General features: G+C 75.6%; 20 protein-coding genes. 11 read left to right on the top strand and 9 right to left on the bottom strand.

Translation table 11 applies throughout. From position 1 onward, the window contains the following. Positions 1-16: 16 nt before the first annotated feature. Both ABIE39_RS07365 and ABIE39_RS07360 read left to right on the top strand, forming a co-directional pair. A complete protein-coding gene (locus tag ABIE39_RS07365) occupies positions 17-1,399 on the top strand; it encodes an extracellular solute-binding protein (protein WP_175010122.1) in 1,383 nt (460 codons plus the stop codon). Beyond that, entirely contained in the window at positions 1,396-2,178 is a 783-nt protein-coding gene (locus ABIE39_RS07360) for a glycerophosphodiester phosphodiesterase family protein (RefSeq protein WP_175010121.1), read from the top strand. The genes ABIE39_RS07365 and ABIE39_RS07360 overlap by 4 nt, the downstream gene beginning before the upstream one ends. 95 nt (positions 2,179-2,273) lie before the next feature. On the opposite strand, the gene ABIE39_RS07355 is transcribed toward ABIE39_RS07360, so the two are convergent. Continuing rightward, a complete protein-coding gene (locus tag ABIE39_RS07355) occupies positions 2,274-2,918 on the bottom strand; it encodes a hypothetical protein (RefSeq protein WP_175010120.1) in 645 nt (214 codons plus the stop codon). Positions 2,919-3,033: 115 nt separating this feature from the next. On the opposite strand from ABIE39_RS07355, the gene ABIE39_RS07350 reads away from it, so the two are divergent. Further along, positions 3,034-3,459 (top strand): ChaB family protein, encoded by a 426-nt coding sequence (locus ABIE39_RS07350; protein WP_209828834.1) that lies wholly within the window; start codon positions 3,034-3,036, stop codon positions 3,457-3,459. Positions 3,460-3,617: 158 nt separating this feature from the next. Here the strand turns inward: ABIE39_RS07350 and ABIE39_RS07345 are convergent, their stop codons facing one another. Next, positions 3,618-4,559, bottom strand: a complete 942-nt coding sequence (locus ABIE39_RS07345; RefSeq protein WP_175010118.1) for a ribonuclease Z — start codon at positions 4,557-4,559, stop codon at positions 3,618-3,620. Between the two features lie 78 nt (positions 4,560-4,637). Between ABIE39_RS07345 and ABIE39_RS07340 the strand changes: the two genes are divergently transcribed. The 7 genes from ABIE39_RS07340 (at position 4,638) to ABIE39_RS07310 (ending at position 14,082) form a co-directional block, all read left to right on the top strand. Next, positions 4,638-5,327: a histidine phosphatase family protein gene (locus ABIE39_RS07340; RefSeq protein ID WP_354051102.1), complete on the top strand. Its 690-nt coding sequence runs from the start codon at positions 4,638-4,640 to the stop codon at positions 5,325-5,327. 64 nt (positions 5,328-5,391) lie between these two features. Next, positions 5,392-6,261, top strand: a complete 870-nt coding sequence (locus tag ABIE39_RS07335) for a tryptophan 2,3-dioxygenase (RefSeq protein WP_061267853.1) — start codon at positions 5,392-5,394, stop codon at positions 6,259-6,261. Then, positions 6,258-7,304: an amidohydrolase family protein gene (locus ABIE39_RS07330; RefSeq protein ID WP_354051100.1), complete on the top strand. Its 1,047-nt coding sequence runs from the start codon at positions 6,258-6,260 to the stop codon at positions 7,302-7,304. The genes ABIE39_RS07335 and ABIE39_RS07330 overlap by 4 nt, the downstream gene beginning before the upstream one ends. Next, the gene (locus ABIE39_RS07325; protein WP_354051098.1) at positions 7,301-8,593 is read left to right on the top strand and encodes a kynureninase; all 1,293 of its coding nucleotides are present in this window, start codon (positions 7,301-7,303) and stop codon (positions 8,591-8,593) included. The genes ABIE39_RS07330 and ABIE39_RS07325 overlap by 4 nt, the downstream gene beginning before the upstream one ends. Further along, complete coding sequence (locus ABIE39_RS07320) at positions 8,590-9,786, top strand: PaaX family transcriptional regulator C-terminal domain-containing protein (RefSeq protein ID WP_354051096.1); 1,197 nt, start codon at positions 8,590-8,592, stop codon at positions 9,784-9,786. The genes ABIE39_RS07325 and ABIE39_RS07320 overlap by 4 nt, the downstream gene beginning before the upstream one ends. Before the next feature lie 244 nt (positions 9,787-10,030). After that, positions 10,031-11,695: a collagen-binding domain-containing protein gene (locus ABIE39_RS07315; RefSeq protein ID WP_354051094.1), complete on the top strand. Its 1,665-nt coding sequence runs from the start codon at positions 10,031-10,033 to the stop codon at positions 11,693-11,695. Between the two features lie 236 nt (positions 11,696-11,931). After that, positions 11,932-14,082: a fibronectin type III domain-containing protein gene (locus ABIE39_RS07310; RefSeq protein ID WP_354051092.1), complete on the top strand. Its 2,151-nt coding sequence runs from the start codon at positions 11,932-11,934 to the stop codon at positions 14,080-14,082. A 39-nt stretch (positions 14,083-14,121) separates the two neighbouring features. On the opposite strand, the gene ABIE39_RS07305 is transcribed toward ABIE39_RS07310, so the two are convergent. Next, positions 14,122-15,492, bottom strand: a complete 1,371-nt coding sequence (locus ABIE39_RS07305; RefSeq protein WP_354051091.1) for an ADP-ribosylglycohydrolase family protein — start codon at positions 15,490-15,492, stop codon at positions 14,122-14,124. A 25-nt stretch (positions 15,493-15,517) separates the two neighbouring features. On the opposite strand from ABIE39_RS07305, the gene ABIE39_RS07300 reads away from it, so the two are divergent. After that, positions 15,518-16,015 (top strand): heme-degrading domain-containing protein, encoded by a 498-nt coding sequence (locus tag ABIE39_RS07300; RefSeq protein WP_354051089.1) that lies wholly within the window; start codon positions 15,518-15,520, stop codon positions 16,013-16,015. Positions 16,016-16,019: 4 nt separating this feature from the next. Here the strand turns inward: ABIE39_RS07300 and ABIE39_RS07295 are convergent, their stop codons facing one another. From ABIE39_RS07295 to ABIE39_RS07270, 6 genes are all read right to left on the bottom strand, one after another. Continuing rightward, the gene (locus tag ABIE39_RS07295; RefSeq protein ID WP_255437405.1) at positions 16,020-16,751 is read right to left on the bottom strand and encodes an excalibur calcium-binding domain-containing protein; all 732 of its coding nucleotides are present in this window, start codon (positions 16,749-16,751) and stop codon (positions 16,020-16,022) included. A gap of 127 nt (positions 16,752-16,878) precedes the next feature. Continuing rightward, complete coding sequence (locus ABIE39_RS07290) at positions 16,879-17,991, bottom strand: OmpA family protein (protein WP_354051087.1); 1,113 nt, start codon at positions 17,989-17,991, stop codon at positions 16,879-16,881. 17 nt (positions 17,992-18,008) lie between these two features. Continuing rightward, the gene (locus tag ABIE39_RS07285; RefSeq protein WP_354051085.1) at positions 18,009-18,593 is read right to left on the bottom strand and encodes a hypothetical protein; all 585 of its coding nucleotides are present in this window, start codon (positions 18,591-18,593) and stop codon (positions 18,009-18,011) included. Positions 18,594-18,777: 184 nt separating this feature from the next. Beyond that, complete coding sequence (locus ABIE39_RS07280; protein WP_354051084.1) at positions 18,778-19,302, bottom strand: Hsp20/alpha crystallin family protein; 525 nt, start codon at positions 19,300-19,302, stop codon at positions 18,778-18,780. 102 nt (positions 19,303-19,404) lie between these two features. After that, complete coding sequence (locus ABIE39_RS07275; RefSeq protein ID WP_354051082.1) at positions 19,405-20,367, bottom strand: hypothetical protein; 963 nt, start codon at positions 20,365-20,367, stop codon at positions 19,405-19,407. Then, the gene (locus ABIE39_RS07270; protein ID WP_354051081.1) at positions 20,364-21,713 is read right to left on the bottom strand and encodes an exonuclease domain-containing protein; all 1,350 of its coding nucleotides are present in this window, start codon (positions 21,711-21,713) and stop codon (positions 20,364-20,366) included. Before ABIE39_RS07270 ends, ABIE39_RS07275 begins: the two co-directional genes overlap by 4 nt. Positions 21,714-21,739: the final 26 nt, after the last annotated feature.

The raw sequence follows: 21,739 nt of genomic DNA, 5'->3' as shown, positions 1-21,739 counted from the left end.
ACCTGAAGGAGCACCTGTGTCCCACCGCACCGCACCCGGCGCGCGCCGCCGTCGGGCCCGCGCCGCCGCCACCGCCCTCACGGCGGTCACCGCCCTCGCGCTCACCGCGTGCGCCGGCCCGAGCGTCGCCGGGGCCGACGGCGCCGGCACCGCGGGCGACGACGCGACGGCCGAGGCCGTCGACTGGTCGGCCGTCGAGCCCGCGTCCGAGATCACCTGGTGGAGCAACCACCCCGGCACGTCGCAGGAGATCGAGCAGGAGCTCATCGACCGGTTCGAGGAGGAGTCCGGCATCACGGTCAACCTCGTGACCGCCGGCGCCAACTACGACGAGGTCGCGCAGCGCTTCCAGGCCGCGTCGCAGACCGACGAGCTGCCCGACGTCGTCATCGCGTCCGACGTCTGGTGGTTCCGCTACCACCTCAACGACCAGATCCTGCCGCTCGACGACGTGCTCGAGTTCGTCGAGGCCGACGCGGACGACTTCCAGCCCGCGCTCTACGCGGACTACGAGTACGACGACCAGCACTGGGCTGTGCCCTACGCGCGCTCGACGCCGCTCTTCTACTACAACAAGGACCTGTGGACGGCGGCCGGCCTGCCCGACCGCGGCCCCGAGACGTGGGAGGAGCTCGAGCAGTGGGACGCGTCCCTCAAGCCGCTCGTGCCGTCCGGCGGCTCGACGCTCGGCCTGTCCACCGGCCCGTCGTGGGGCGCGTGGTGGTTCGAGAACATGATCTGGGGCCAGGGCGGCGCGTACTCCGACGGGTTCGACCTCACGCTCGACTCGGAGGAGTCGGTCGCGGGCGGCCAGTTCCTGCACGACCTCTTCCACGAGAAGGGCGTCGCGACGCTCTCCGCGGACGACGCGATGGTCGACTTCTCGTCGGGTCTCATCGCCTCGACCATCGGCTCGACGGGCTCGCTCAAGGGCGCGCTCGACGCGGCGTCGTTCGAGGTGGGCACGGCCTACCTGCCCGACGGCCCCGACGGCGGCGGCACCCCGACGGGCGGGACGGGTCTCGCCATCCCGGCGTCGAAGTCGCCCGAGCAGCAGCTCGCCGCGGCGATGTTCCTCGCGTTCCTCACGAACACCGAGAACACCGCGTACTTCTCGCAGAACACGGGCTACATGCCGGTGCGGACGTCGGCCGTCGAGTCCGACACCATGAAGGCCATCTACGAGGCGACGCCGCAGTTCCGCACGGCCGTCGACCAGCTCGCCGACAAGGCGCGCCCGCAGGACGACGCGCGCGTCTTCATCCCGGGCGCCGACGCGCTGCTCAACGAGGCGATCGAGCAGATCGTCATCGAGGGCGCCGACCCGGCGGCCGCGTTCGAGTCCGTCGCGCCGCGCATCGAGACCGCGTACACCGAGAACGTGGAGCCGTACCTGTGACGGCGACCGCCCTCGCGCCCACGGACGCCGCGCCGGGACGGGCCGCGCCCCCGCGCGTCATCGCGCACCGCGGCAACAGCTCGGTCGCCCCGCAGAACACGCTCGCCGCGTTCGAGGCGGCGTGGCGGGCCGGTGCGCACAGCATCGAGATCGACGTGCAGCTCACGGCCGACGGCGAGCCCGTCGTCATCCACGACGACACCGTGGACGCGACGACGTCGGGCAGCGGGACGGTCGCACGGCTCGACCGCGCGGCGATCCGGGCGCTCGACGCCGGGTCGTGGTTCTCCCCGGCGTTCGGCGGCCAGCGCGTGCCGACGTTCGCCGAGGTCGTCGACCTCCTCGTGCGGCGACCGGGGATGGACCTGCTGCTCGAGCTCAAGGGGTCGTGGACCGTCGAGCAGGTGCGGCGCGTCACGGGGCCGATCCGCTTCGCGGGCATCGCCGACCGGGTCGTGGCGCAGAGCTTCTGGCCCGAGACGGTCGCGGCGCTGCGCGAGGCCGACCCGGGCCTGCGCCGTGGGCTGCTCGTCGTGGCGCTCGACGACGTGCTCGCGCGGTGCGCCGAGCTCGACGTGGTCACGTGCAACCCGATGGGCGCGCTCCTCCTCGAGGACCCGGGGCTCGTGCAGCGCCTGCACGACGCCGGTCTGGAGGTCGCGGTCTGGACGCTCGACGAGCCCGCGCACTGGGCCGCCGCCGTCGACCTCGAGGTGGACGCGATCATCACCGACCGTCCCGACCGGCTCGCGGGCTGGCTCGCGGCCCGCGGGGTCTGAGGGCCGGTCCGGTCGCACCGGGGTCGTGTGCCGAGACGCTCGTCGTCCGGCGCGCGGCCCCGGTCTCGCGTCTCGTCCCGTCCGCCTCCGGGGGATCAGCGCACGACGATCGTCGTGACGACGTCGGTCACGCTCGGCCAGGTCGGGGTCGACCCGAACCCGAACCGGACCGGCGGGACGACGTCGCGCAGGCCGCCGAGCGAGCCGCCGTCCCACCGCGTCCGCGCGGCGAGGAGCGCGTGGACGTCCGTCGCGCCGTAGTGCTCGGTGCGCCCCGGCCCCGCGCTGCCCCGCGTCCGGACGCCGCGCAGCAGCACGCGCGCGACGGGGTCGGTGAGCACGGTCGCGTGCCGCGACGTCGCGACGCGGCGGGGCACCGCGCGCAGCACGTGCCCCAGGAACGTCCGCGGCCCGACGGCGAGCCGCGCCTCGAGCGGGCCGGCCACCACGTGCCAGCCCGGCAGGCGGCCGCGGCCCGGTGGTGCGCCTGCCGCGTGAGTCGGCTCGTCCGTGACGGCGACCGGCACCAGGACGACCCGGTCGAAGCGGTAGGTCGACGCGACGAGCTCCGCGACCGGGCGCGACGGCGCGAGGAGGATGCGCTCGCCGTCGGGCCGCTCGACCATGACGTCGGCGAACGCACCGAACGGCGACGCGTCCCAGCGCCCGACGACGACCCGCGTCCCGGACGCCGTGCCCCAGCCCGCGATGCGGCCGCGGAACCGCAGGACGCTCGACATCCCGGCAGCGTAGGCCGCGCCCGGCGGGCACGCCCCCGTTCGGCGCGCGAGCCGTCGCGCGGGGCGGGACGCTCGGGGGAGGCGGCGACCGCCGTCGGGCAGCAGGAGGTGACCCGTGCCGAAGACGACGCGCGACGGCGACGCGAAGCAGTCCGAGATCCCCAGCACGCTGCAGCGCTCGGACGAGAAGGCGCAGCGCACGTTCGCGAAGGCCTACGACGCCGCGATGGAGCAGTACGGCTCCGAGGAGCGCGCGCGGCGCGTGGCGTTCGCCGCGCTCAAGCACACGCACGAGAAGATCGGCGACCACTGGGAGCCGAAGGACGAGCCCGGCCCGTCCGACGACCGCGCCGAAGAGGGCGGGCTCGACGCGAGCGCCGAGACCGCGGGCGGCGTCGACGCGAACGCGACCAAGGAGCACCTGCTCGACGTCGCGCGCCGGCTCGACGTCGACGGTCGCTCGACCATGACCAAGGACGAGCTCGTCGAGGCGATCCAGCGCGCCAACGACCGCGCGACCCGCCGCGCCCGCGGCGACTGACCCGCTGACCCCGCGACCCCACCTCTACCTCGCGCGACCGGGCCTCTACCTCGCCGAGGTAGAGCCCTGGTCCCGCGAGGTAGAGCCCTGGTCCCGCGAGGTAGAGCCCTGGTCCCGCGAGGTAGAGCCGTGGTCCTCGGGCGGTCGGCTCGTCGGCGTCAGGCGGGCCGACGGCGGTGGGGGACCCGCACGCGGTCGAGGTCCTGCGCGACGGTGAGCTCGCCGTCGAACACCTCGCGGGCCTCGCGCCAGAACTCCGTCGGGTCCGGGTAGCGCTGCGAGAAGTGCGTGAGCACGAGCGAGCGGACGCCCGCCTCGGCCGCGACCGTCGCTGCCTGCCGGGCCGTGAGGTGGCCCCAGCGCTCCGCCTGCTCGCGGTCGCGGTCGAGGAAGGTCGACTCGATGACGAGCAGGTCGACGCCGTCCGCGAGCCGGTGCACGGCGTCGCACAGGCGTGTGTCCATGACGAACGCGAACGACTGGCCGGGCCGGGGGCCGCTCACGTCGTCGAGGGTGACGGTCCGGCCGTCGGGCGTCGTGACGCGGCCCGCGCGCTGCAGCTCGCCCACGACCGGCCCCGCGAGCCCGTGGCGGGCGAGGAGCGCAGGGTCGAGCGACCGGCCGTCGGGCTCGTCGAGACGGTAGCCCATGGCCTCGATCGTGTGGTCGAGGCGCTCGGCGCGGAGCGTGAAGCCCGGCTCGGGGCGGCCGGGGACGGGCGGGACCACGCCGTCCGTCGTGAGCGGCTGGAGCTCCAGGTGCCCGCGGCGGTAGTGGGCGCTCGCGTCGAGCAGGTGGTTCACCCACCGCTGGCCCGACGCCGGGTAGGTCACCCCGATCGGGTGCCGCACCCCGTCGCCGCTGATGCGCTGGGAGACGCCCGCGAGCCCGAGGCTGTGGTCGCCGTGCAGGTGGGTGATCGCGATGCGCGTGAGATCGGTCGCCGACACCCCGGCGAACGTCATCTGCCGCTGGGTGCCCTCGCCGGGGTCGAAGAGGATCGCCTCGTCGTCCCAGAGCAGCACGTACCCGTTGTGGTTGCGCGTGCGGGTCGGGACCATGCTGGCCGTCCCCAGGACGACGAGCTCGCGGCGGGACATGCGTCCAGCGTGCCACGCGCCGCCCGCTCCCGGGCTCGTAGGGTGGCAGGAGACCCCGCACCCGAGAACCGGAGAACCATGCGCCTGCTCCTCGTCCGTCACGGACAGACCCCCTCCAACGTCGCCGGCCTGCTCGACACCGCCCTGCCCGGCCCGGGCCTCACCGCCCTCGGGGCGCGCCAGGCGGCGGCGGTCCCGGACGCGCTCTCGGGCCGGGTGGTCGACGGCGTCGCGGTGTCCACGCTCGTGCGCACGCACCTCACGGCGGCGCCGCTCGTCGAGCGCCACGGTCTGGAGCCGCTCGAGCTCGACGGGCTGCGTGAGGTCGACGCGGGCGACCTGGAGATGTCGGCCGACCACGACGACCACGCCCTCTACCTCGAGACGGTCTTCGCGTGGGGCCGCGGCGAGCCCGACCGGCGGGTGCCCGGCGGCCCCGACGGCACCGAGTTCCTCGACCGGTACGACGACGCCCTCGCCGCCGTCGCGCGGGCCGGGTGGGAGACCGCCGTCGTCGTGTCGCACGGTGCGGCGATCCGCGCGTGGGCGTGCGCGCGCGCCGCGGGCGTCGACGTCGACCGGCTCGCGTGGACCCCGCTCGCGAACACCGGGCTCGTCGAGGTCGAGGGGGACCCGGCGTCGGGCTGGCGGTTCGTCGGGCTGAGCGACGGGCCGTTGGGCGGCGCGTTCCTCGACGACCTCGTCGCGGAGGACCCGACGGGCGAGTCCGTCGACGAGGAGGAGCGCCGCGCCGCGGCGGACGACTGACCGCTACCACCCGATGCATCGCACGGACCTGGCGGTCGTCACGTTCGTGACATACGCTCGACGGATGGCCGACGCACCGCTGCCCGCGCCGAACGAGCGCGCGCTCGAGTCCGACATCGTCACGGACCTGCGCGAGCAGATGACGTACGGGTCGTACCTGCACCTCGACACGCTGCTCGCCGCGCAGGAGCCCGTGAGCGACCCGGAGCACCACGACGAGATGCTGTTCATCGTGCAGCACCAGACGACGGAGCTCTGGCTCAAGCTCGTGCTGCACGAGCTGCTCTCCGCGCGCGACCTGCTCGCCGCCGACGAGCTGGGCGCCGCGCTCAAGCGCATCGCACGCGTGAAGCACGTGCAGCGCACGCTCACGGAGCAGTGGTCCGTCCTCGCGACGCTCACGCCGAGCGAGTACGCGCAGTTCCGTGGGTTCCTCGGGCACGCGTCCGGCTTCCAGTCGTGGCAGTACCGCGCGGTGGAGTTCCTGCTGGGGAACAAGAACGCGCGCATGCTCGACGTGTTCGACGCCGAGCCCGACGCGCGCGCCGAGCTCGCCCGCCTGCTCGCCGAGCCGAGCGTCTACGACGAGTTCCTGCGCCACCTCGCGCGGCACGGCCACGACGTCCCGCAGCGGGTCCTGGACCGCGACGTCACCGTCGCGCACACGCTCGACGACGACCTGGTCGAGGTCTTCCGGCGCATCTACGACGACCCGGAGACGTACTGGTCCGCGTACGAGACGTGCGAGGAGCTCGTCGACCTCGAGGACAACTTCCAGCTCTGGCGGTTCCGCCACATGAAGACGGTGCTGCGCATCATCGGGACCAAGCGCGGAACGGGCGGGTCGAGCGGCGTCGGCTTCCTCCAGCGCGCCCTCGACCTCACGTTCTTCCCCGAGCTGTTCGCCGTCCGCACCGAGATCGGGCGGTCGTGAGCCTCGGCCGGGCGGGCGACGGCGGCACCTGGCTCCCGCCGCTCGCGGACGCGCACGTGCACCTCGGCCTCGTCGACCCCGTCGCGGTGCGACGCGGCGGGATCGCGGTCGTGCACGACCTCGGGTGGGTACCCGACGCCGCGCGCACGTGGCCCGGGCGTCCCGGCTTCCCGGCGGTCGCGTTCGCGGGCGCGTTCCTCACCGCCCCCGGCGGCTACCCGGCGGACCGGTCGTGGGCACCTGCCGGGTCCGTCGAGGAGGTCGGCTCGCCCGAGGCGGCGGTCGCCGCCGTCGACCGCCAGGTCGCCGCGGGCGCGTCGTTCCTCAAGGTCGCCCTGCACGCCGACGCCGGCCCCGTGCCCGACGACGCCACGCTCGCCGCGCTCGTCGGCCACGCCCACGCGCGGGGCCGGGACGTCGTCGCGCACGTGGAGGGGCGCGGGATGGCGGCCCGCGCGTTCGAGGCGGGCGTCGACCGGCTGGCGCACGCCCCGTACAGCGAGCGCCTGCCCGAGAACCTCCTGGCGGCGATGGCCCGCGCCCGCCCCGCCGAGCACGCCCTTCCACCCGGTCGAGCACGGGGTTACGGGCGAGATGAGCCGGATGGCGACCGTGACCTCGTGCTCGGCGGGGCGAGGGTGAGCCGGGTGAGCTGGGTGAGCACGCTCGACGTGCACGGGTGGGGGAGCCCGACGGCCGAGCAGGACGTCGCGATCGACAACGTCCGACGGTTCGTCGCGCTCGGCGGGTCGGCCGTCTACGGCACCGACCTCGGCAACGGTCCGCTCCCGCCCGGCGTCAACGCTCGCGAGCTGCGGGCGCTCGCGGAGGCCGGCCTCGATCCGCACGCGCTCCTCGGCGCGATCGCCCACGACGGCGCCGTGCCCGACCCCGGCGGCGCCGCGACCTGGGTCCCCGGCGACCCGCCCGACCTCGACGACCCCGACGACGTGGCCGCGTGGTTCGCGCGCGCCGTCGTCGTGGCGCGACCCGAGCCCCACGGTGCGCCGCGCGCACCCCGCACCCCGGAGGACCGGCGATGACCGACACGACCGACGCCACGACCGCCCGCACCGACCACGCCGCGCGGTCGGCCGCGCTCGACGCGGCGGACCCGCTCGCGCGGTTCCGTGACGCGTTCGTCGACTCCGAGGAGGTCACCGCCTACCTCGACGGGAACTCGCTCGGCCGGCCGACGCGCGCGTCGGCCGAGCGGCTCGCGCGGTTCGCGACCGACGTCTGGGGCGCGCGGCTCATCCGCGGCTGGGACGAGGAGTGGTACGAGCTGCCGCTGACGCTGGGCGACCGGATCGGCGCGGTGACGCTCGGCGCGGCGGCCGGCCAGACGTTCGTCGGGGACTCGACGACGGTGATCCTCTACAAGCTCGTGCGCGCCGCGCTCTCGGCGCCGCAGGTCGCGGGCCGCGACGAGATCGTGCTCGACGCCGGGAACTTCCCGACGGACCGGTACGTGCTGGAGGGCGTCGCGCGCGAGCACGGCGCGACGCTGCGGTGGATAACGCCCGAGCACGACGGCGGCGTGACCCCGGCGCAGGTGGGGGAGGTCCTCTCCGACCGCACCGCGCTCGTGCTGCTGAGCCACGTCGCGTACCGGTCGGGGTACGTGAGCGACACCGCCGCGATCACGGCGCTCGCGCACGACGCCGGGGCGCTCGTCCTGTGGGACCTGTGCCACTCCGCGGGTGCCGTCCCGGTCGAGCTCGACGCGTGGGGCGTCGACCTCGCGGCGGGCTGCACCTACAAGTACCTCAACGGGGGTCCCGGTGCGCCCGCGTTCGGCTACGTGCGCGCCGACCTGCAGGGCGCGCTCACCCAGCCGATCCAGGGCTGGATGGGGAGCGCGGCGCCGTTCGAGATGGGCCCCGCGTACGCGCCGCACGACGGCGTCCGGCGCTTCCTCTCGGGGACACCCGCGATCGTCGGGATGCTCGCGATGCAGGACATGCTCGACCTCGTCGACGCGGCCGGGATGCCGGCGGTCCGCGCGAAGTCCGTCGCGCTCACCGAGCACGCGACGGCCCTCGTGGACGACCTGCTGCTCCCGCTCGGCGCCCGGTACGCGTCGCCGCGGGACCCCGAGCGTCGGGGGAGCCACGTGACCGTCGACCACGACGCGTTCGAGGCGACGCTCCCGCTCCTGTGGGAGCGCGGCGTGATCCCCGACTTCCGCCGCCCGAACGGCCTGCGCCTCGGCCTGTCCCCGCTCTCGACGAGCTTCGACGAGGTGCGCGTCGGCGTCGAGGCGGTGCGCGACGCCCTGGCCGAGGTCCTCGACCGCACGACCGCGCCCGGCGCGGCCCGGTCCGCGTGATCCTCGACGACCTCGACTCCCGGCCCGGGAGCACGACGTCGTTGCTGCGCACCGTCGTCGGGCTGTACGTCCGGGACCTGGGGGGTGCGGTCGCGGTGGCGGACCTGGTCGTGCTGCTCGGCGCGCTCGGCGTCCCGCCCGCGGGGGCGCGCAGCGCGGTCTCGCGCGTCAAGACCAAGGGCCTGCTCGTCCCCGAGACGCTCGACGACGGCCGCGCCGGCTACCGGCTCGCGCCCGACGCCGGGCCGATGCTCGCGCGCGGCGACCGGCGCATCTTCGGCTACCGGCAGCAGGGCGACGACGACCCGTGGTGCCTCGTGTCGTACTCGTTGCCCGAGGAGCGGCGCGACGCGCGGCACCAGCTGCGCCGTCACCTCGCGTGGATCGGCGCCGGGAGCGTCGCGGACGGGCTGTGGATCACGCCCGGTCACCTCGTGGACGAGGTCGAGGAGATCCTCGTGGCGCTGGACGTCCGGGACGCCGCGACGGTGTTCCTCGCGGGGCCGCCGCGCGTCGCGGGGTCGTTCGCGGACGCGGCGGCGCGGTGGTGGGACCTCGACCGGGTCGCGGCGCTGCACCGCGCGTTCCTCGCCCGGCACGACGACGCGGGGGCCGACGGCGCCCCGTCCGCGCGAGCGGACGAGCCGCGCGACGCGTTCGCGCGGTGGGTGCGGGCCGTGGACGACTGGCGGCCGATCCCGTACGCCGACCCCGGGCTGCCGTCAGCCGCGCTGCCCGCAGACTGGCCCGGGACGGCGAGCGTCGCGCTCTTCGGCCGGCTCGGGCACGGGCTCGCGGACGCCGCGTCGCACCACGTCCGGGTCGTCGTCGGGCACCGAGGGGAGCACAGTGAGGGGATGAGCGACGTGACGCACGACCTTCCGGCCGCGGTGCGGACCCTCGTCGAGGCGACGAACGCAGGCGACACCGCCCGGTTCCTGACCGCGTTCACCGAGGACGCCGTCCTCGACGACGGGGGCCGCCGCTTCCGCGGCCGCGCCGAGCTCGCGAGCTGGGACCGGACGGACAACATCGGCAAGCGCTCGCACTTCGACGTCTCCGGGCTGCGGCCGGGGGCCGCACCCGACGAGGTGCTGCTCGACCTCACGGTCTCGGGGGACGGGTACAACGGGCCGGGCACGTTCACCGTCCGCCTGCGCGACGGGCTGATCGCGAGCCTCGTCATCTCCTGACCTGGGGCCGTGCGCACGCGCAGCCTCTCGGGGATGGTCGGCAGCCCGACATGACCGACAGGTCCGGCCGCTCGTGCGCACGCTGAGGTGGGGTCGATCACACCGGCACGACTTCACCCGCTACGCGTTCTGGACGCTCGTCCAGTCCGGCCTACGGTGAGAGGGACGGGCCGGTCCCGGTCCGTCGGGACCGACCCCTACCCCACCCGATGGAGCTGTCCGCTCGATGCTGCCCTCACGTCTGTTGCCGCAGTCAACCACTCGTTCCGGCCGGCGCCGCACCGCTGCCGCAGCCGTCGTCGCGCTGGCCGGCGCCGCGCTCGTGCTGCCCGCGTCGGGCGCCGTCGCCGCCGACGCACCGGTGAACCCGTTCGACCTGGCCGGGGGGTTCAGCGTCTACGCCCGCGAGGACGCCCACCTCGGCAACCACGAGACGGAGGGCTCGGTCGCGGTCGGCGGCGAGCTGTCCGTCCGTGCCGACGGGGGCATGTACGCGATCCTCCACCAGGCGGCCGGGACTGCCGACTACACGATCCCCACCGTCGACGGCGACCCCACCCGTCTCCTCGTGGGCGGCTACGCACCGACGTCGGGGACGGTCCAGATCACGAACGGCGGTGCGCCCGCGGACCGGGGTGCAGCGCTCCAGGGCTACCTCAAGGTCGTGGGTGACGACCCGGCGTTCGGCACGTACCAGCGCGCCGACTGGGTGCGGTACCGCACGTCGCTCGACGACTCGCCCGCCGTCGACGCCACGAACCAGAAGTGGCCCGACGGCGCCGCGACGGTGGCGACGGAGCGCGGCTCCGTGGCGGCGTACGTCGAGACGGGTGCCACGGGGGCCGCCGAGGTCCGCCGGTGCCTCGCCGACCTCGTGCCGAGCGGTGCAGCGCACGTGCTCTCCGTGACGGAGGACGTCGGCGACCGCGTCGTCCTCTCCGCGCTCGAGGCCGGGCGGCCGAACGTCGTCGACTACGCGGCGATCGCGGACGCGTACACCGTGCAGTTCGCCGACGGCGTGCTCCCGTCGGCGAACGCCCCGCTGATCGTCTCCGTCCCGGCCGGGACGACCGACCTCCAGGGCTCCGTGTTCGGCGAGGCCGGCAAGGCGGCCTCGTTCGTGATGTGGGACCTGTCGCGGCTCGACGGCCCGGTCACGCTCGGTGCCGGCGGGGCGCGCCTGGACGGGTCGGTGTACGCGCCGACCGCCGACCTCACCGTCGAGGCGTCCCCGCTCGACGGGCAGGTCGTGGCACGCGACCTCACCCTGCTCGGCGGGGAGGCGCACGCCTACCTGTTCGCCGGGTCGATCCCGTGCGGCACCGTGCCCGCCGAGAGCGGCAGCCTCACCGTGACCAAGCGGGTGGTGGGCGACGCCGCGTCGGCCGTCCCCGCGGGCACCGCGTTCACCGTCGCGTACGCCGTCGACGGGGCGGCCGGCGAGCTGACGGTCCCGGTGGGCGGCTCGGCGACGCTCGACGACCTTCCCGTCGGGGCGGAGGTCGTGCTCGGGGAGCCCGGCTTCCCCGCGGTCGAGGGTGTGGAGTGGGGCGAGCCGACCTGGCAGGTCGACGGGGGCGCGGTCGAGCCGGGCGACGACGGGACGGTGCGGCTGGAGGTCGCCGCGGACGTCGCCGTGACGCTGACCAACACGGCCGACCGGCCGCTCGAGCCCACGCCCGCGCCGACTCCGACGACTCCGACGACTCCGACCGTGCCCACGGACCCGACCGTGCCCACGACGCCCGACGTGCCGGGCACGCCCGACGCGCCGGGAGCACCGGCCGACGGTGGCACGGGTGGTCTCGCGACGACCGGCGTGCAGGCCGCCGGTGTCGCGATCGCCGCGCTCCTGCTCGTCGCGCTCGGCACGGGCGTCCTCGTCCTCCGGCGGCGCCGGGGCGCCTGAGCCGCCTTCTCCTCGTCGCAGGCCTCGACGCCGCGTCCCCTCCGGGGGGCGCGGCGTCCTGCGTCTGCCGAGCCGGGCGGAGGACGGCCATCCGGCCGCCGCCGCGCGTTCATCCCGACGACGCACGGCCGCCATCCCCGCTGCCTACGGTGACAGCGCTTCCCACCACGGGTCCGACGCCGCCACGGTGGTCCGACGGTCGTCGCCGCGCGGACCCCTGACCTGCGAAGGAACCCATGAACCCGCACGCCTCCCGGCCGCCCGGCGCGCTCGCGCGCGCGGCGGCGTCGGCGCTCGCCGTCTCGCTCGTCGGCGCGGCGCTCGTCGCCGCGACCGCGACCTCGACGGCCGCCGCCGACGAGTCCCTGCTCTCGACGTCCGGCACGACCTGGCGCTACCTCGACGACAGCACGAACCCGGCTGGATCCGCCGCGGACCAGCGCGTGTGGACGACGACCGCGTTCGACGACTCCGCGTGGAAGTCCGCGACGGGCGCGTTCGGCGCGAAGCGCGGCGCCGCGACGGGCATCGGCGCCGCCTTCCCGATCACCACGCTCCTCACCCAGTACATCGAGGGCACGACGACGGACGTCCCCACGTTCTTCTTCCGCACCGACGTGGAGCTCACCGCGGCGGACCTCGACGGCGTCCCGGCGTTCGAGGGCGAGATCGTCTACGACGACGCGGCGATCGTCTACGTGAACGGCGAGGAGGTCGTGCGCCTGGGTGACGACGACCGGAAGATCACGGAGAACCTCCAGTACCACGGCAACGGCCGTACGGACCCGGTGACGGGCACGTTCGTCGTCCCGGCCGACGCGTTCGAGCCCGGCGAGAACACGATCTCCGTCGCGCTCTACCAGGACGCGCCGACGAGCTCGGACATCTACCTCGACGTGCGGTCGCTCGTCCCGACGCACGGCGAGGTGCGCGACGTCGCCCTGAACGTCGGCGCGGACGAGACGCAGGCCAACGTCGCGTGGTTCTCGACGCTGCCCGGCGCGGGCGAGGTCCAGTGGGCCCGGGTCGACGAGACGGGCGGCGAGGTCGACTGGCGGACGGCGGCGACGTCGTCGTCCCGGAACGGCGCGGCCGCGGACGGCGCGACGTACCACCACGCCACGATCACCGGGCTCGAGGAGGACGCGGCGTACGCGTACCGCGTGGGCAGCGCGGCGACCGGCTGGTCCGCGCCGTCGACGTTCACGACGGGGACGTTCGGGGACGAGTTCTCCGCGCTGTTCGTCGGCGACGCGCAGATCGGTGCGAGCGGCAACGCCGCGAACGACGCGGCACGCTGGGCCGCCAACCTCGACACCATGACCGAGCGACACCCGGACACGGCGTTCCTCATCTCCGCGGGCGACCAGGTGGAGAACGCGGGCAGCAGCCAGCAGTACGCGGGCTTCCTCGCGCCGCGCCAGATGCGCGAGCTGCGCTTCGCCGTCCAGGACGGCAACCACGACACCGCGTCGGCGCTCTTCGACCAGCACTACGCGATGCCGAACCTCTCGGCCGAGCAGCGCCGCGACTACTGGTACGCGTACAACAACGTGCTCGTCGTCGCGATCGACTCGAACGACTCGTCCGCGACGCAGATCGCGGGGCACGAGGCGTTCCTGCGCGACGTGGTCGGCACGCACGGCGACGAGTACGACTGGGTCGTCGTGACGTTCCACCACTCGCTCTACAGCCAGGCGTTCCACTCGCGCGACACGGACGTGGTGCGCATGCGCGAGGCGCTCTCGCCCGTCTTCAGCGACCTCGGCGTCGACCTCGTCCTCGCGGGCCACGACCACATCTACACCCGCTCGTACCTCATGGAGGGCGCGACGCCGGTCGTCCCGGCCGCGGCGCCGGCCGAGGGCGACGTGCTCACCCCGGAGGAGGACCAGGTCCTCTACCTCACGGGCAACTCGTCGTCGGGCTCGAAGTTCTACGACTTCGACGGCGCCAAGCCGTGGACGGCGCGCTGGGAGCAGTCGCGCGAGGCCAGCTACTCCGACCTCGACGTCACGCCCACGTCGCTCACCGTCACCACGTACGCGACCGGGTCGCAGCGCGTGGTCGACCGGGTGACGCTCCAGCGCGAGGACGAGGCGGGCCCCGCGCTCGCCGTCGAGACCAGCGCCCGCTGCCTCGCGGGCACGGCGTACGTCGCGGTCCGCGCGACGAACACCGGTGACTTCCCGGCCGACGTCACCTTCGCGACGCCGTTCGGCACGCGCACGGTCGCGGCGGTCGCGCCCGGCAAGGCCGCGTACCAGTCGTTCTCGACGCGGGCGGTCGCGGCCGACGCCGGGTCCGTCACCGTCACGGGCACCCTGCCCGACGGCGGCGCCTCCTCCGCCCAGGACGTCGCCTTCCTGGCGGTCTCCTGCGGCTGAGGCCGCTCGTCCTTCCGGTGGCGCGAACGCGCTGCCGGCTCAGGCGGGGTCGTCGAGCGGCTGCACGACGACCCCGCCGAACCGCGCCTCCTGCGCGCGGAGCGCGACGCCGTCGATCCAGACCCTCCCCGCGAGCACGTCGGCCGACGCGGGCGATCCGTCCGGGCGCTGCGCGGTGTACCCGCCCGTGATGGTCGCGTTCGCCAGCACGACGGGACGGCCCTCCTCGTCGGTGACGTCCTGCGCGCACCACCCGCACACGTGCCGCGGGTAGCGCGGGTTCTCGCGGAGCAGCGTCCCGCACAGCGGGCAGTGCTGCACGGGGCGCGCGTCGCCGTCGGGCAGGACGAGCGCCTCGGAGCGCACGAGGCCGTCCTGGGCGGTGCGGCGCGCCAGCGCCGTGAGCACGCGGCGGTCGATCCCGGGCCAGCCGTGGACGGCGGTCGCCCACTCGTCGGGCACCGCGCGGGCGCCGTAGCGCGCGCCGAGCAGGCTCCCGGCGATCGCTGCGACGGTGTCGGTGTCGCCGCCGACGGCGACCGCGGCCTGGAGCGCCGCCGCCAGGTGGTCCCGGCCCGCGAACCGCGAGCGCTCGGGCGGGGACGTCGTCGCGATCGCGCGCCACGCCGCCTGGAGCGCGGTCACCGTGAAACCGTTCTGCCGGAGGTCGGCCTCGGGCCGGGCGGACTCCGCGTCCGCGACCCACGCCGACCAGCGCGCCGCGGCCTCCGGGTCGAGCAGGTCGAGGCCGGCCCGCACGTCGAGCCGCTGCTCCGTCACCGCGACGCGCACCGCCTCGGACCACAGCACGCACGACTCGGCGGCGAGCGGGTCGGTGTGCGTGAGGGACGCTACGGCGCGCGCCGCGCGGGCGGTCGCGTCCCGGTCGCCGAGCGCGACGAGCCCGACGACGCCCGTCCGCATCAGCGCGCCGTTCCCCGCCGTGCGGCCGGTCGCCGCGTGCAGCGCCGCGGACGCCTCGCGCAGCCGTGCGGCGGCGGGACCCCGGCGGGCGGCGGCGTCGCGCAGGACCGCGGCCGTCTGCGTCCCGACGTCGGACGCGCCCCCGGTGCGCCACGCCTCGAACGCGGCGGCGACGTCGTCGAGCGGCGTCGCCCCGAACGCGTCGGGCACGGGGGAGAGGACGTCGTGCGCCGCCGTCACGCGCGCGACGCACACCGACATCTGCGTGTCGTCGCTCCACTCGCCCGGCGCGTACGGTCCGAGCCCGCCCCCGCGCATGACCGCGACCTCGTCCCGGTGCCCGGGCCCGGGCGGCTGCGCGAACTCGTACGGCACACCGAGCGCGTCGCCCGCCGCCTGCGCGAGCAGCACGCCCGACGCGCGGTCGAGCAGGCCGTGGTCGAGCGGGTCGAGGGGTGCCGGGCGGGGAACGGGCGTCGTCGTCACGTCGCGATCGTGCCACGATGACCGCATGACGACGCCCGACGACCTCGCCGCCCTCGTCGCCTCCGTCGAGGCGGACGAGCGCGACCTCGTGCTCCGCACGTTCACGCACGACGACGCGTGGCGGCTCGGCTGCCTCCTCGTCGAGCTCGCCGACGAGCGCGACCTGCCCGTGACGATCGACGTCCGCAAGGGGCCGCAGCAGGTGTTCCACGCCGCACGCGCGGGCACGACACCCGACAACGACACCTGGCTCGAGCGCAAGGTGCGGGTCGTCGAGCGGTTCGGGGCGTCGTCGTACCTCGTGGGCCTGCGGGCCCGGGCGACGGGGACGTCGTTCAACGAGAAGCACGACCTCCCGCTCCAGGAGTACGCCGCGCACGGCGGCGCGTTCCCCGTCCGCGTGGAGGGCGTCGGGATCGTCGGCGTCGTCACCGTGTCCGGGCTCGCCCAGGGCGACGACCACGCGCTCGTCACCGAGGCCCTGCGGTCGTTCCTCGGCCGCGCGGGCGCGGCCGAGGGCTGACCACCTACTCGCAGGCCACGCCGTCGTCGTCGCGGTCGAGCTTGGGGGCGTAGCCCGGCTCGCCGCGGAGCAGCGGGGCCGCGCCGGCGGCCCGCACCGCGTCGCAGTTCTGGTAGTACGTGGACGTGCTGCCGCCGGTGTCGGCGACGCCCGCAGGTGCGCTGGGACGGGTCTGCTGGGCCGAGCGGGCCGCCGCGGCGGTCGCCTCCGCCTGGGCGACAGCGGCCTCACGACCCTCGACGTCGGTCACCCGGGTCGCCAGCTCGGCCTCGACGGTCGCGACCGCGCCCTCGCGCGCCGTGACCTCGGCCTCCGACGACTGGAGCGCCGTCGCCCGCTCGTCCAGCTCGGCCTGGGTCGCCTGCGCGGCGGCGGTCTGCTCCTCGAGCGCGGTCCGCTCGGCGTCCAGCTCGGCACGCTCGCCCTCGACCTCGTCCTGCTCGTCGGCCGCCTGCGCGACGAGGGTCCTCGCCTCGTCCAGCGCCCGGCCGGAGCTGCCCTGCCCGACCAGGAGCCCGACGACGAACAGGGCGACGCCCGCCGCGGTCAGCAGGGCTGCCCGGCGCCCGCGTCGAGGCCGCGTGGCCCCGGCCGGCGGCGCGGCGGTCTCCTCGACCCAGAACGTCCATCCCTCCGGCGCGGACGGCCAGGCAGGGTCCGGGGCCCAGCCCGGCTCGGGGCGCCAGTCTCCGGGGGCCACGGGCCAGCCGGGAGGGGCGTTGAATCTCAGGGCCATGCGTCGTCCTCGTCTCGCGGTCACCGCGTCGACGTCGACGGGCACGACCGAAGCCCCGGGGGGCGTGACGTGAACGCTAACGTGGTGTCAGCCGCCTCGGGGAGGGCCTGACGGGGTGAAAGGGACGTCAGTCCCAGCGGATCGGGACGTCCTCGAACGTCGGCCACGTCGGGACGACGTTCACGTACAGCGACTCGAGCGACGCGTCGAGCGGGCGCGGCAGGTACACCTCGTAGCCCACCGTGCGTCCGACGCTCGTCCGCGCGAACAGCGGCTCGGTCTCGAGCTCGCGTGCCCCGCTGCCGCGGACCGGTGCGTACGAGACCAGCGCGCGGGGGTCGACGGCCGACGGGTGCAGCTCTCCTGCACCCGTCATGGCGTAGACGCTGATGCGTTCCTCGTCACCGTCCACGGGGCCGAGCGGCGTGAGCTGGAGGCGCAGGCGCATGAGAGATCCGCGGACCACGATCGGCTCGATGCCGACGCGGACCTCCTCCTGGCGGCCGTCCTCGTTCGGGACGACGACCGTCTTCTCGACGACGGGCTCGGTGTCCGTCACGGGCTCCACGCGCGGGCGGTCGCCCGGCACGAGCTCCGCGGTGACGGGATCGAGCTCGTGCTCCTCGACCTCGAGGCCGCGCTCGCCCGGGGTCGTCCCGGAGTAGCGGAGCTCGACACGGCGGTTCCGGGCACGGTCGTCCGCGACGTCGTCACCGCCCTCCTCGACCTTGAGGCGCGTCTCCCCGTACCCCTGCGCCTCGAACGTGACGTCGGGTCGTACCGTCGCGGCAGCGTCGACGACGGCCTGCGCGCGCCGCTGCGAGAGGTCCATGTTGTCCGCCTCCTCGCCCACCGAGTCGGTGTGCCCGGCGACGCTCGCCGTCACACCGTCGGGCAGCTCGGCGGCGATCTCCTGCACGCGCTCGACGGCGGCCTGGGAGAGCTCGGCCGAGCCGACGTCGAACAGGACGTCGGTCTCGAGCGTGACGACGACCTCGTCCGCCTCGACCTCGACGTACTCGAGCGACGTGACGGCACCGGCAAGCTCGAACGTCGTCGCGACCCCCGGGTCGAACCGGGTCGTCGCACGGTCGAGGTCCTCCCGGGCGGGCGCGCCGCCGAGGTCGTCGAGGGTGAGCGGGTCGACGCCCGGGTCGAAGCCCTGCTCGTCCTCGCTCGCCGCGGCCGGGGTGCCGGACAGCAGGCCCAGCACGAGCGCGACCGCCAGGGCACCGGCCACCGTCGCGTGACGGCGCCTCACTCCTCGCCCTCCCAGGTCACGGGCACGTCCTCGAAGGCGGGCCAGGCGTCGTGGAGACGGACGTCCACGGTGCGGGGCTCTCCCTCCGGCCGGGGGAACCATGCCTGGTAGAGCAGCGGCCTGCCGTTGACGGTGTCCGCGGTGACGGGGTCCGTCGAGAGCTTCTGCCCGGACGCGGAGACGACGTCGTACTGCGTCAGCGCACCGACGTCGACGATCCGCGGGTTGTGGTCCTTGCCGAGCATGTCGTACACCGAGTACGTCTCGGCGGAGTCGTCGCCCGTGAAGTGCGGGGTCATGAGCACGCGGAGCTCCACCGTCGAGCCGTCCGCGACGAGGGACACGAGGCCGAGCGTGACCTCGTCCTCCGCCGACCCCGGGACCGGCAGGCGCGTCTCGAGGATCGGCTCGTACTCGGCGGCACCCACCACGACCGGAGTGGGCCCGTCCTCGGCCTCTCCCGTGCACGCGCCCAGGATGAGGGCGGCGGTGAGGCCGAGGGCGCCGACGAGGGCGCGGCGTCGCAGCGTCGACCACCGCGTGCGAGGCAGGGTCGAGCGCGGTCTCCGGAGGCTCGTCATGGCACGGAGGTTAGCCGAACGCGCGGCTCCCGTCGGCCACCGGACAGGGGGAGAGGTCCCCATCCAGAGGTCGGACGGGGCCGGCACCACGAGGGTGCCGGCCCCGCCGTCCGACCGCGCAGGGGCGTGCGCGGCCGGGTAGGAGGGCCGGCGCGACGCCGGGCGTCGCGCCGGCGGTGCGGCGTCAGGCCGCGCGGGTGACCTCGATGCGCTGAGGAGCGCGGCCGGCGAACACGCCGGCGACGGTCACGGTGAGCACGCCCGCGTCGTAGGACGCGCGGACGGCGTCGGCCTCCGCCGTCTTCGGCAGGGTGACGGTGCGGCGGAACTCGCCGAACCGGACCTCGCGGACGCGGCGCCCGGCCGGGGCGACCTCGGCCGCCTCGTCGGTGCTCGCCTCGGCCTGCTCGGCGTCGTCGGACTCCTCGTCCGACGGCCGGGCCACCGGAGCCTCGACGACGCGCTGGTCACGCCGCTCGCCGCGGACGACGAGCCGGCGACCCTCGAGCTCGACGGTGACGTCGCGCTCCGGGTCGACGCCCGGCAGGTCGAAGCGGGCGACGAGGTCGTCTCCCTCGCGGTACACGTCGGCGGCGGGCGCGAAGCCCGTCGGGGCGACGCCCGCGCCGGACGGGCGCGTCCAGAGCTGGCGCACGAGCCGCTCGGTGGGGAGCGGACGGAACGGCGCCACGGTGTAGGTGCTGATCATGGTGGTCCTCCAGGTCGGTCGTGCCACGGGGGCCGTGGCGTCTGACCTGTGCAACCTTGAGCGTGCCCCGCTCAGTCCCGAGTTCGCGCACGACGAACGGGCTCAGCCGCGGCGCGCCGCCCGGCGGGCCTTGCGCGCGGACGCGGCGCGCTCCTCGGCGGCGTCCAGCCGCTCGTCGACCGCGTCGAGAGCCTCCCGCGCGGCGGACTCCGCGTCCCGCGCGTCGCTCAGGCGGGCGCGCAGCGCCTCGCGCTCGTCGGCGATCCGTGCGAGCTCGTCCTCGACGCGCGCGAGCTCGTCCTCCACCTGCCCGACGGCGTCCCCCGCCTCGCGCGCGCGGGCGTCGGCGTCGTCGCGCTCGGCCTCCAGCCGGTCGACCTCGGCCGCGCTCTCCTCGACCTCGCGCTCGGCAGCCTCCTGGGCGTCCTCCTCGGCATCCTCCGGGGGCTCCGCACCGCCGGTCGTCCCGCCGTCGTCCGTGACTGCGCCCGTGCGCGCGCGCAGCTCGACGACGTCGGCCGGCTCGCCGCCCTCGTCGACGATCCCGAACCCGACGTGCTGGAGCGCCTGCGACAACCGGCCCGCCCGGACGAGCGCGCCCGCGTCCGGGTCCATGACCGCCGCCGTGAGGGTTTCCGCGAGGCGGTCGAGCGCCGTCCCGGACACCGCACGGCCCGCGATCTCGCCCGCGTCGCGCACCTCCCCGACGACGCGCTCCACCCGCTCGCGCCGCAGGCGGTCGAGCGTGCGCAGGCGCGTGCGGTCGCGGTCGGCCGTCGCGTCGCGCAGCTCGTCCCCGAGGCTCACGAGCGCGGCGACGTCGTCCGGCCGCTCGCGCGCCACCTGGTTCACGACCCATGCCGCCACCGTCGGCTTCGTGAGCCGGCCGACGCGCTCCGCACCGACCGCGTCGCCCGACGCCTTGATCCGCTTGGCGGCGGCCGTGCGCGCGACGACGAACTGCTCGAGCGGCAGGGCGAAGAGGTCGTCGACGAGCGCGTCGACGTCGACCGCGTCGTCGCCGGGCTCCCCGGCCGCGGCGCCCGTCATGCTGCGCGTGCTCATGACGCCCAGCGTCGCACCCCGGTCTCGGGCGTGCGCCCGCTCGCGCCCTCGTGCGCGGCCAGCAGGCGCGCGAACGCCGCCTCGGTGACGACCGGGACGCCGTAGCGGCGCGCGGTGCGGGCCTTCGTCGAGAGGGAGTCGGGGTCGGCGGCGACGAGGAGCCGCGTGCGGCGCGTGACGTACGGCCAGGGGGAGAGGCCCGCGGCGCGGACGTCGCGCTCCCAGGCCTCGCGCGTCCGCGACATCGAGCCGGTCAGCACGACCTCGTCGTCCGCGGCCAGCACGAACGCGGGCCGGAGCGGGACCGCTCCATCAGCGCCCGCGACCGTCTCGACCAGGCGCGTCCCGAGCGCCGCCTCGACGGCGCCCACGACGTCGTCGGCGTCGAGGCCGAGCTGTCCGGCGACCTCGTGCAGCGCCGGGTCGTCGCGCAGCGCGGCGCCCTCGTCCCGGTCGCCCGTGGCGGTCGTCCCGTCGAGCGCGTCGAGCTCGGCCCGGGCCAGCGTGGCCAGGTAGTCGCGGTGCAGGGCCTCGACCGTCGCGCGGTCGAGCCCGGCGTGCCGGGCCTCCGCGAGCAGCGCGGCCCGCTCGGCGTGCGAGACGTAGCGGTCGAGGAGCGCCTCGTCGAGCAGGCGCAGGTACGTGCTCACGTCGCGCCGCGGGTCCGTTCCCGGGGCGCCGGGCGCGTCCGGAGCCGCAGGCGCGTCGGCGAGCGCCGCGAGCCAGTGCCCGCGGGCGCGGCTCGCGCCGCGCAGCACCGGCTCCGCGCCGGGCAGGACGGCGGGCAGCGACCAGCGCACGCCGTCGGCCGCGGCCCGTGCGATGGCCCAGCACTCGTCGTCGGCCGCGACGTCGAGGTAGTACCCGAGCAGCCCCGCCGTGGCGCGCGCGTCGCCCAGGGCGGAGTGGACGCCGTCGTGCACGACCCCCACGGCCGCGCAGCACGCGGCCAGCGCCCGCGAGCCCGTGAGATAACGGCTCGCGAGCTGCTGCGTGCACAGGCACGCGACGGGGTCGATGGCCGCGGCGATCCCGGCACGCCCGATCTCGGCGCGCAGGAAGCGCGTGTCGAACGCCGCGTTGTGGGCCACGAGCACGCGCCCGGCGAGCAGGCGCAGGAGCGCGGGCGCGACGCGGTCGAACGTCGGGGCGAGCGCGACGTCCGCCGCGGCGATGCCGTGCACGTGCTGCGGCCCGAGGTCGCGCTCGGGGTTGACCAGGGTGGACCACTCGTCCTCGACGCGACCGGCGGCGTCCACGAGGACGACCGCGACCTCGGCGACGCGGTCGCCGAGGCGGGGGGAGAACCCCGTGGTCTCGAGGTCGACGACGGCGAATCCGGGCACGCGCACAGTCTGCCCGACGTCGCCCA

The organism is Cellulosimicrobium sp. 4261 (assembly GCF_040546915.1).
Classification (GTDB): domain Bacteria; phylum Actinomycetota; class Actinomycetes; order Actinomycetales; family Cellulomonadaceae; genus Cellulosimicrobium; species Cellulosimicrobium cinnabarinum.
Note: the sequence above shows the minus strand (reverse complement) of the source record. Positions and strands in the feature narration are given on the sequence as shown.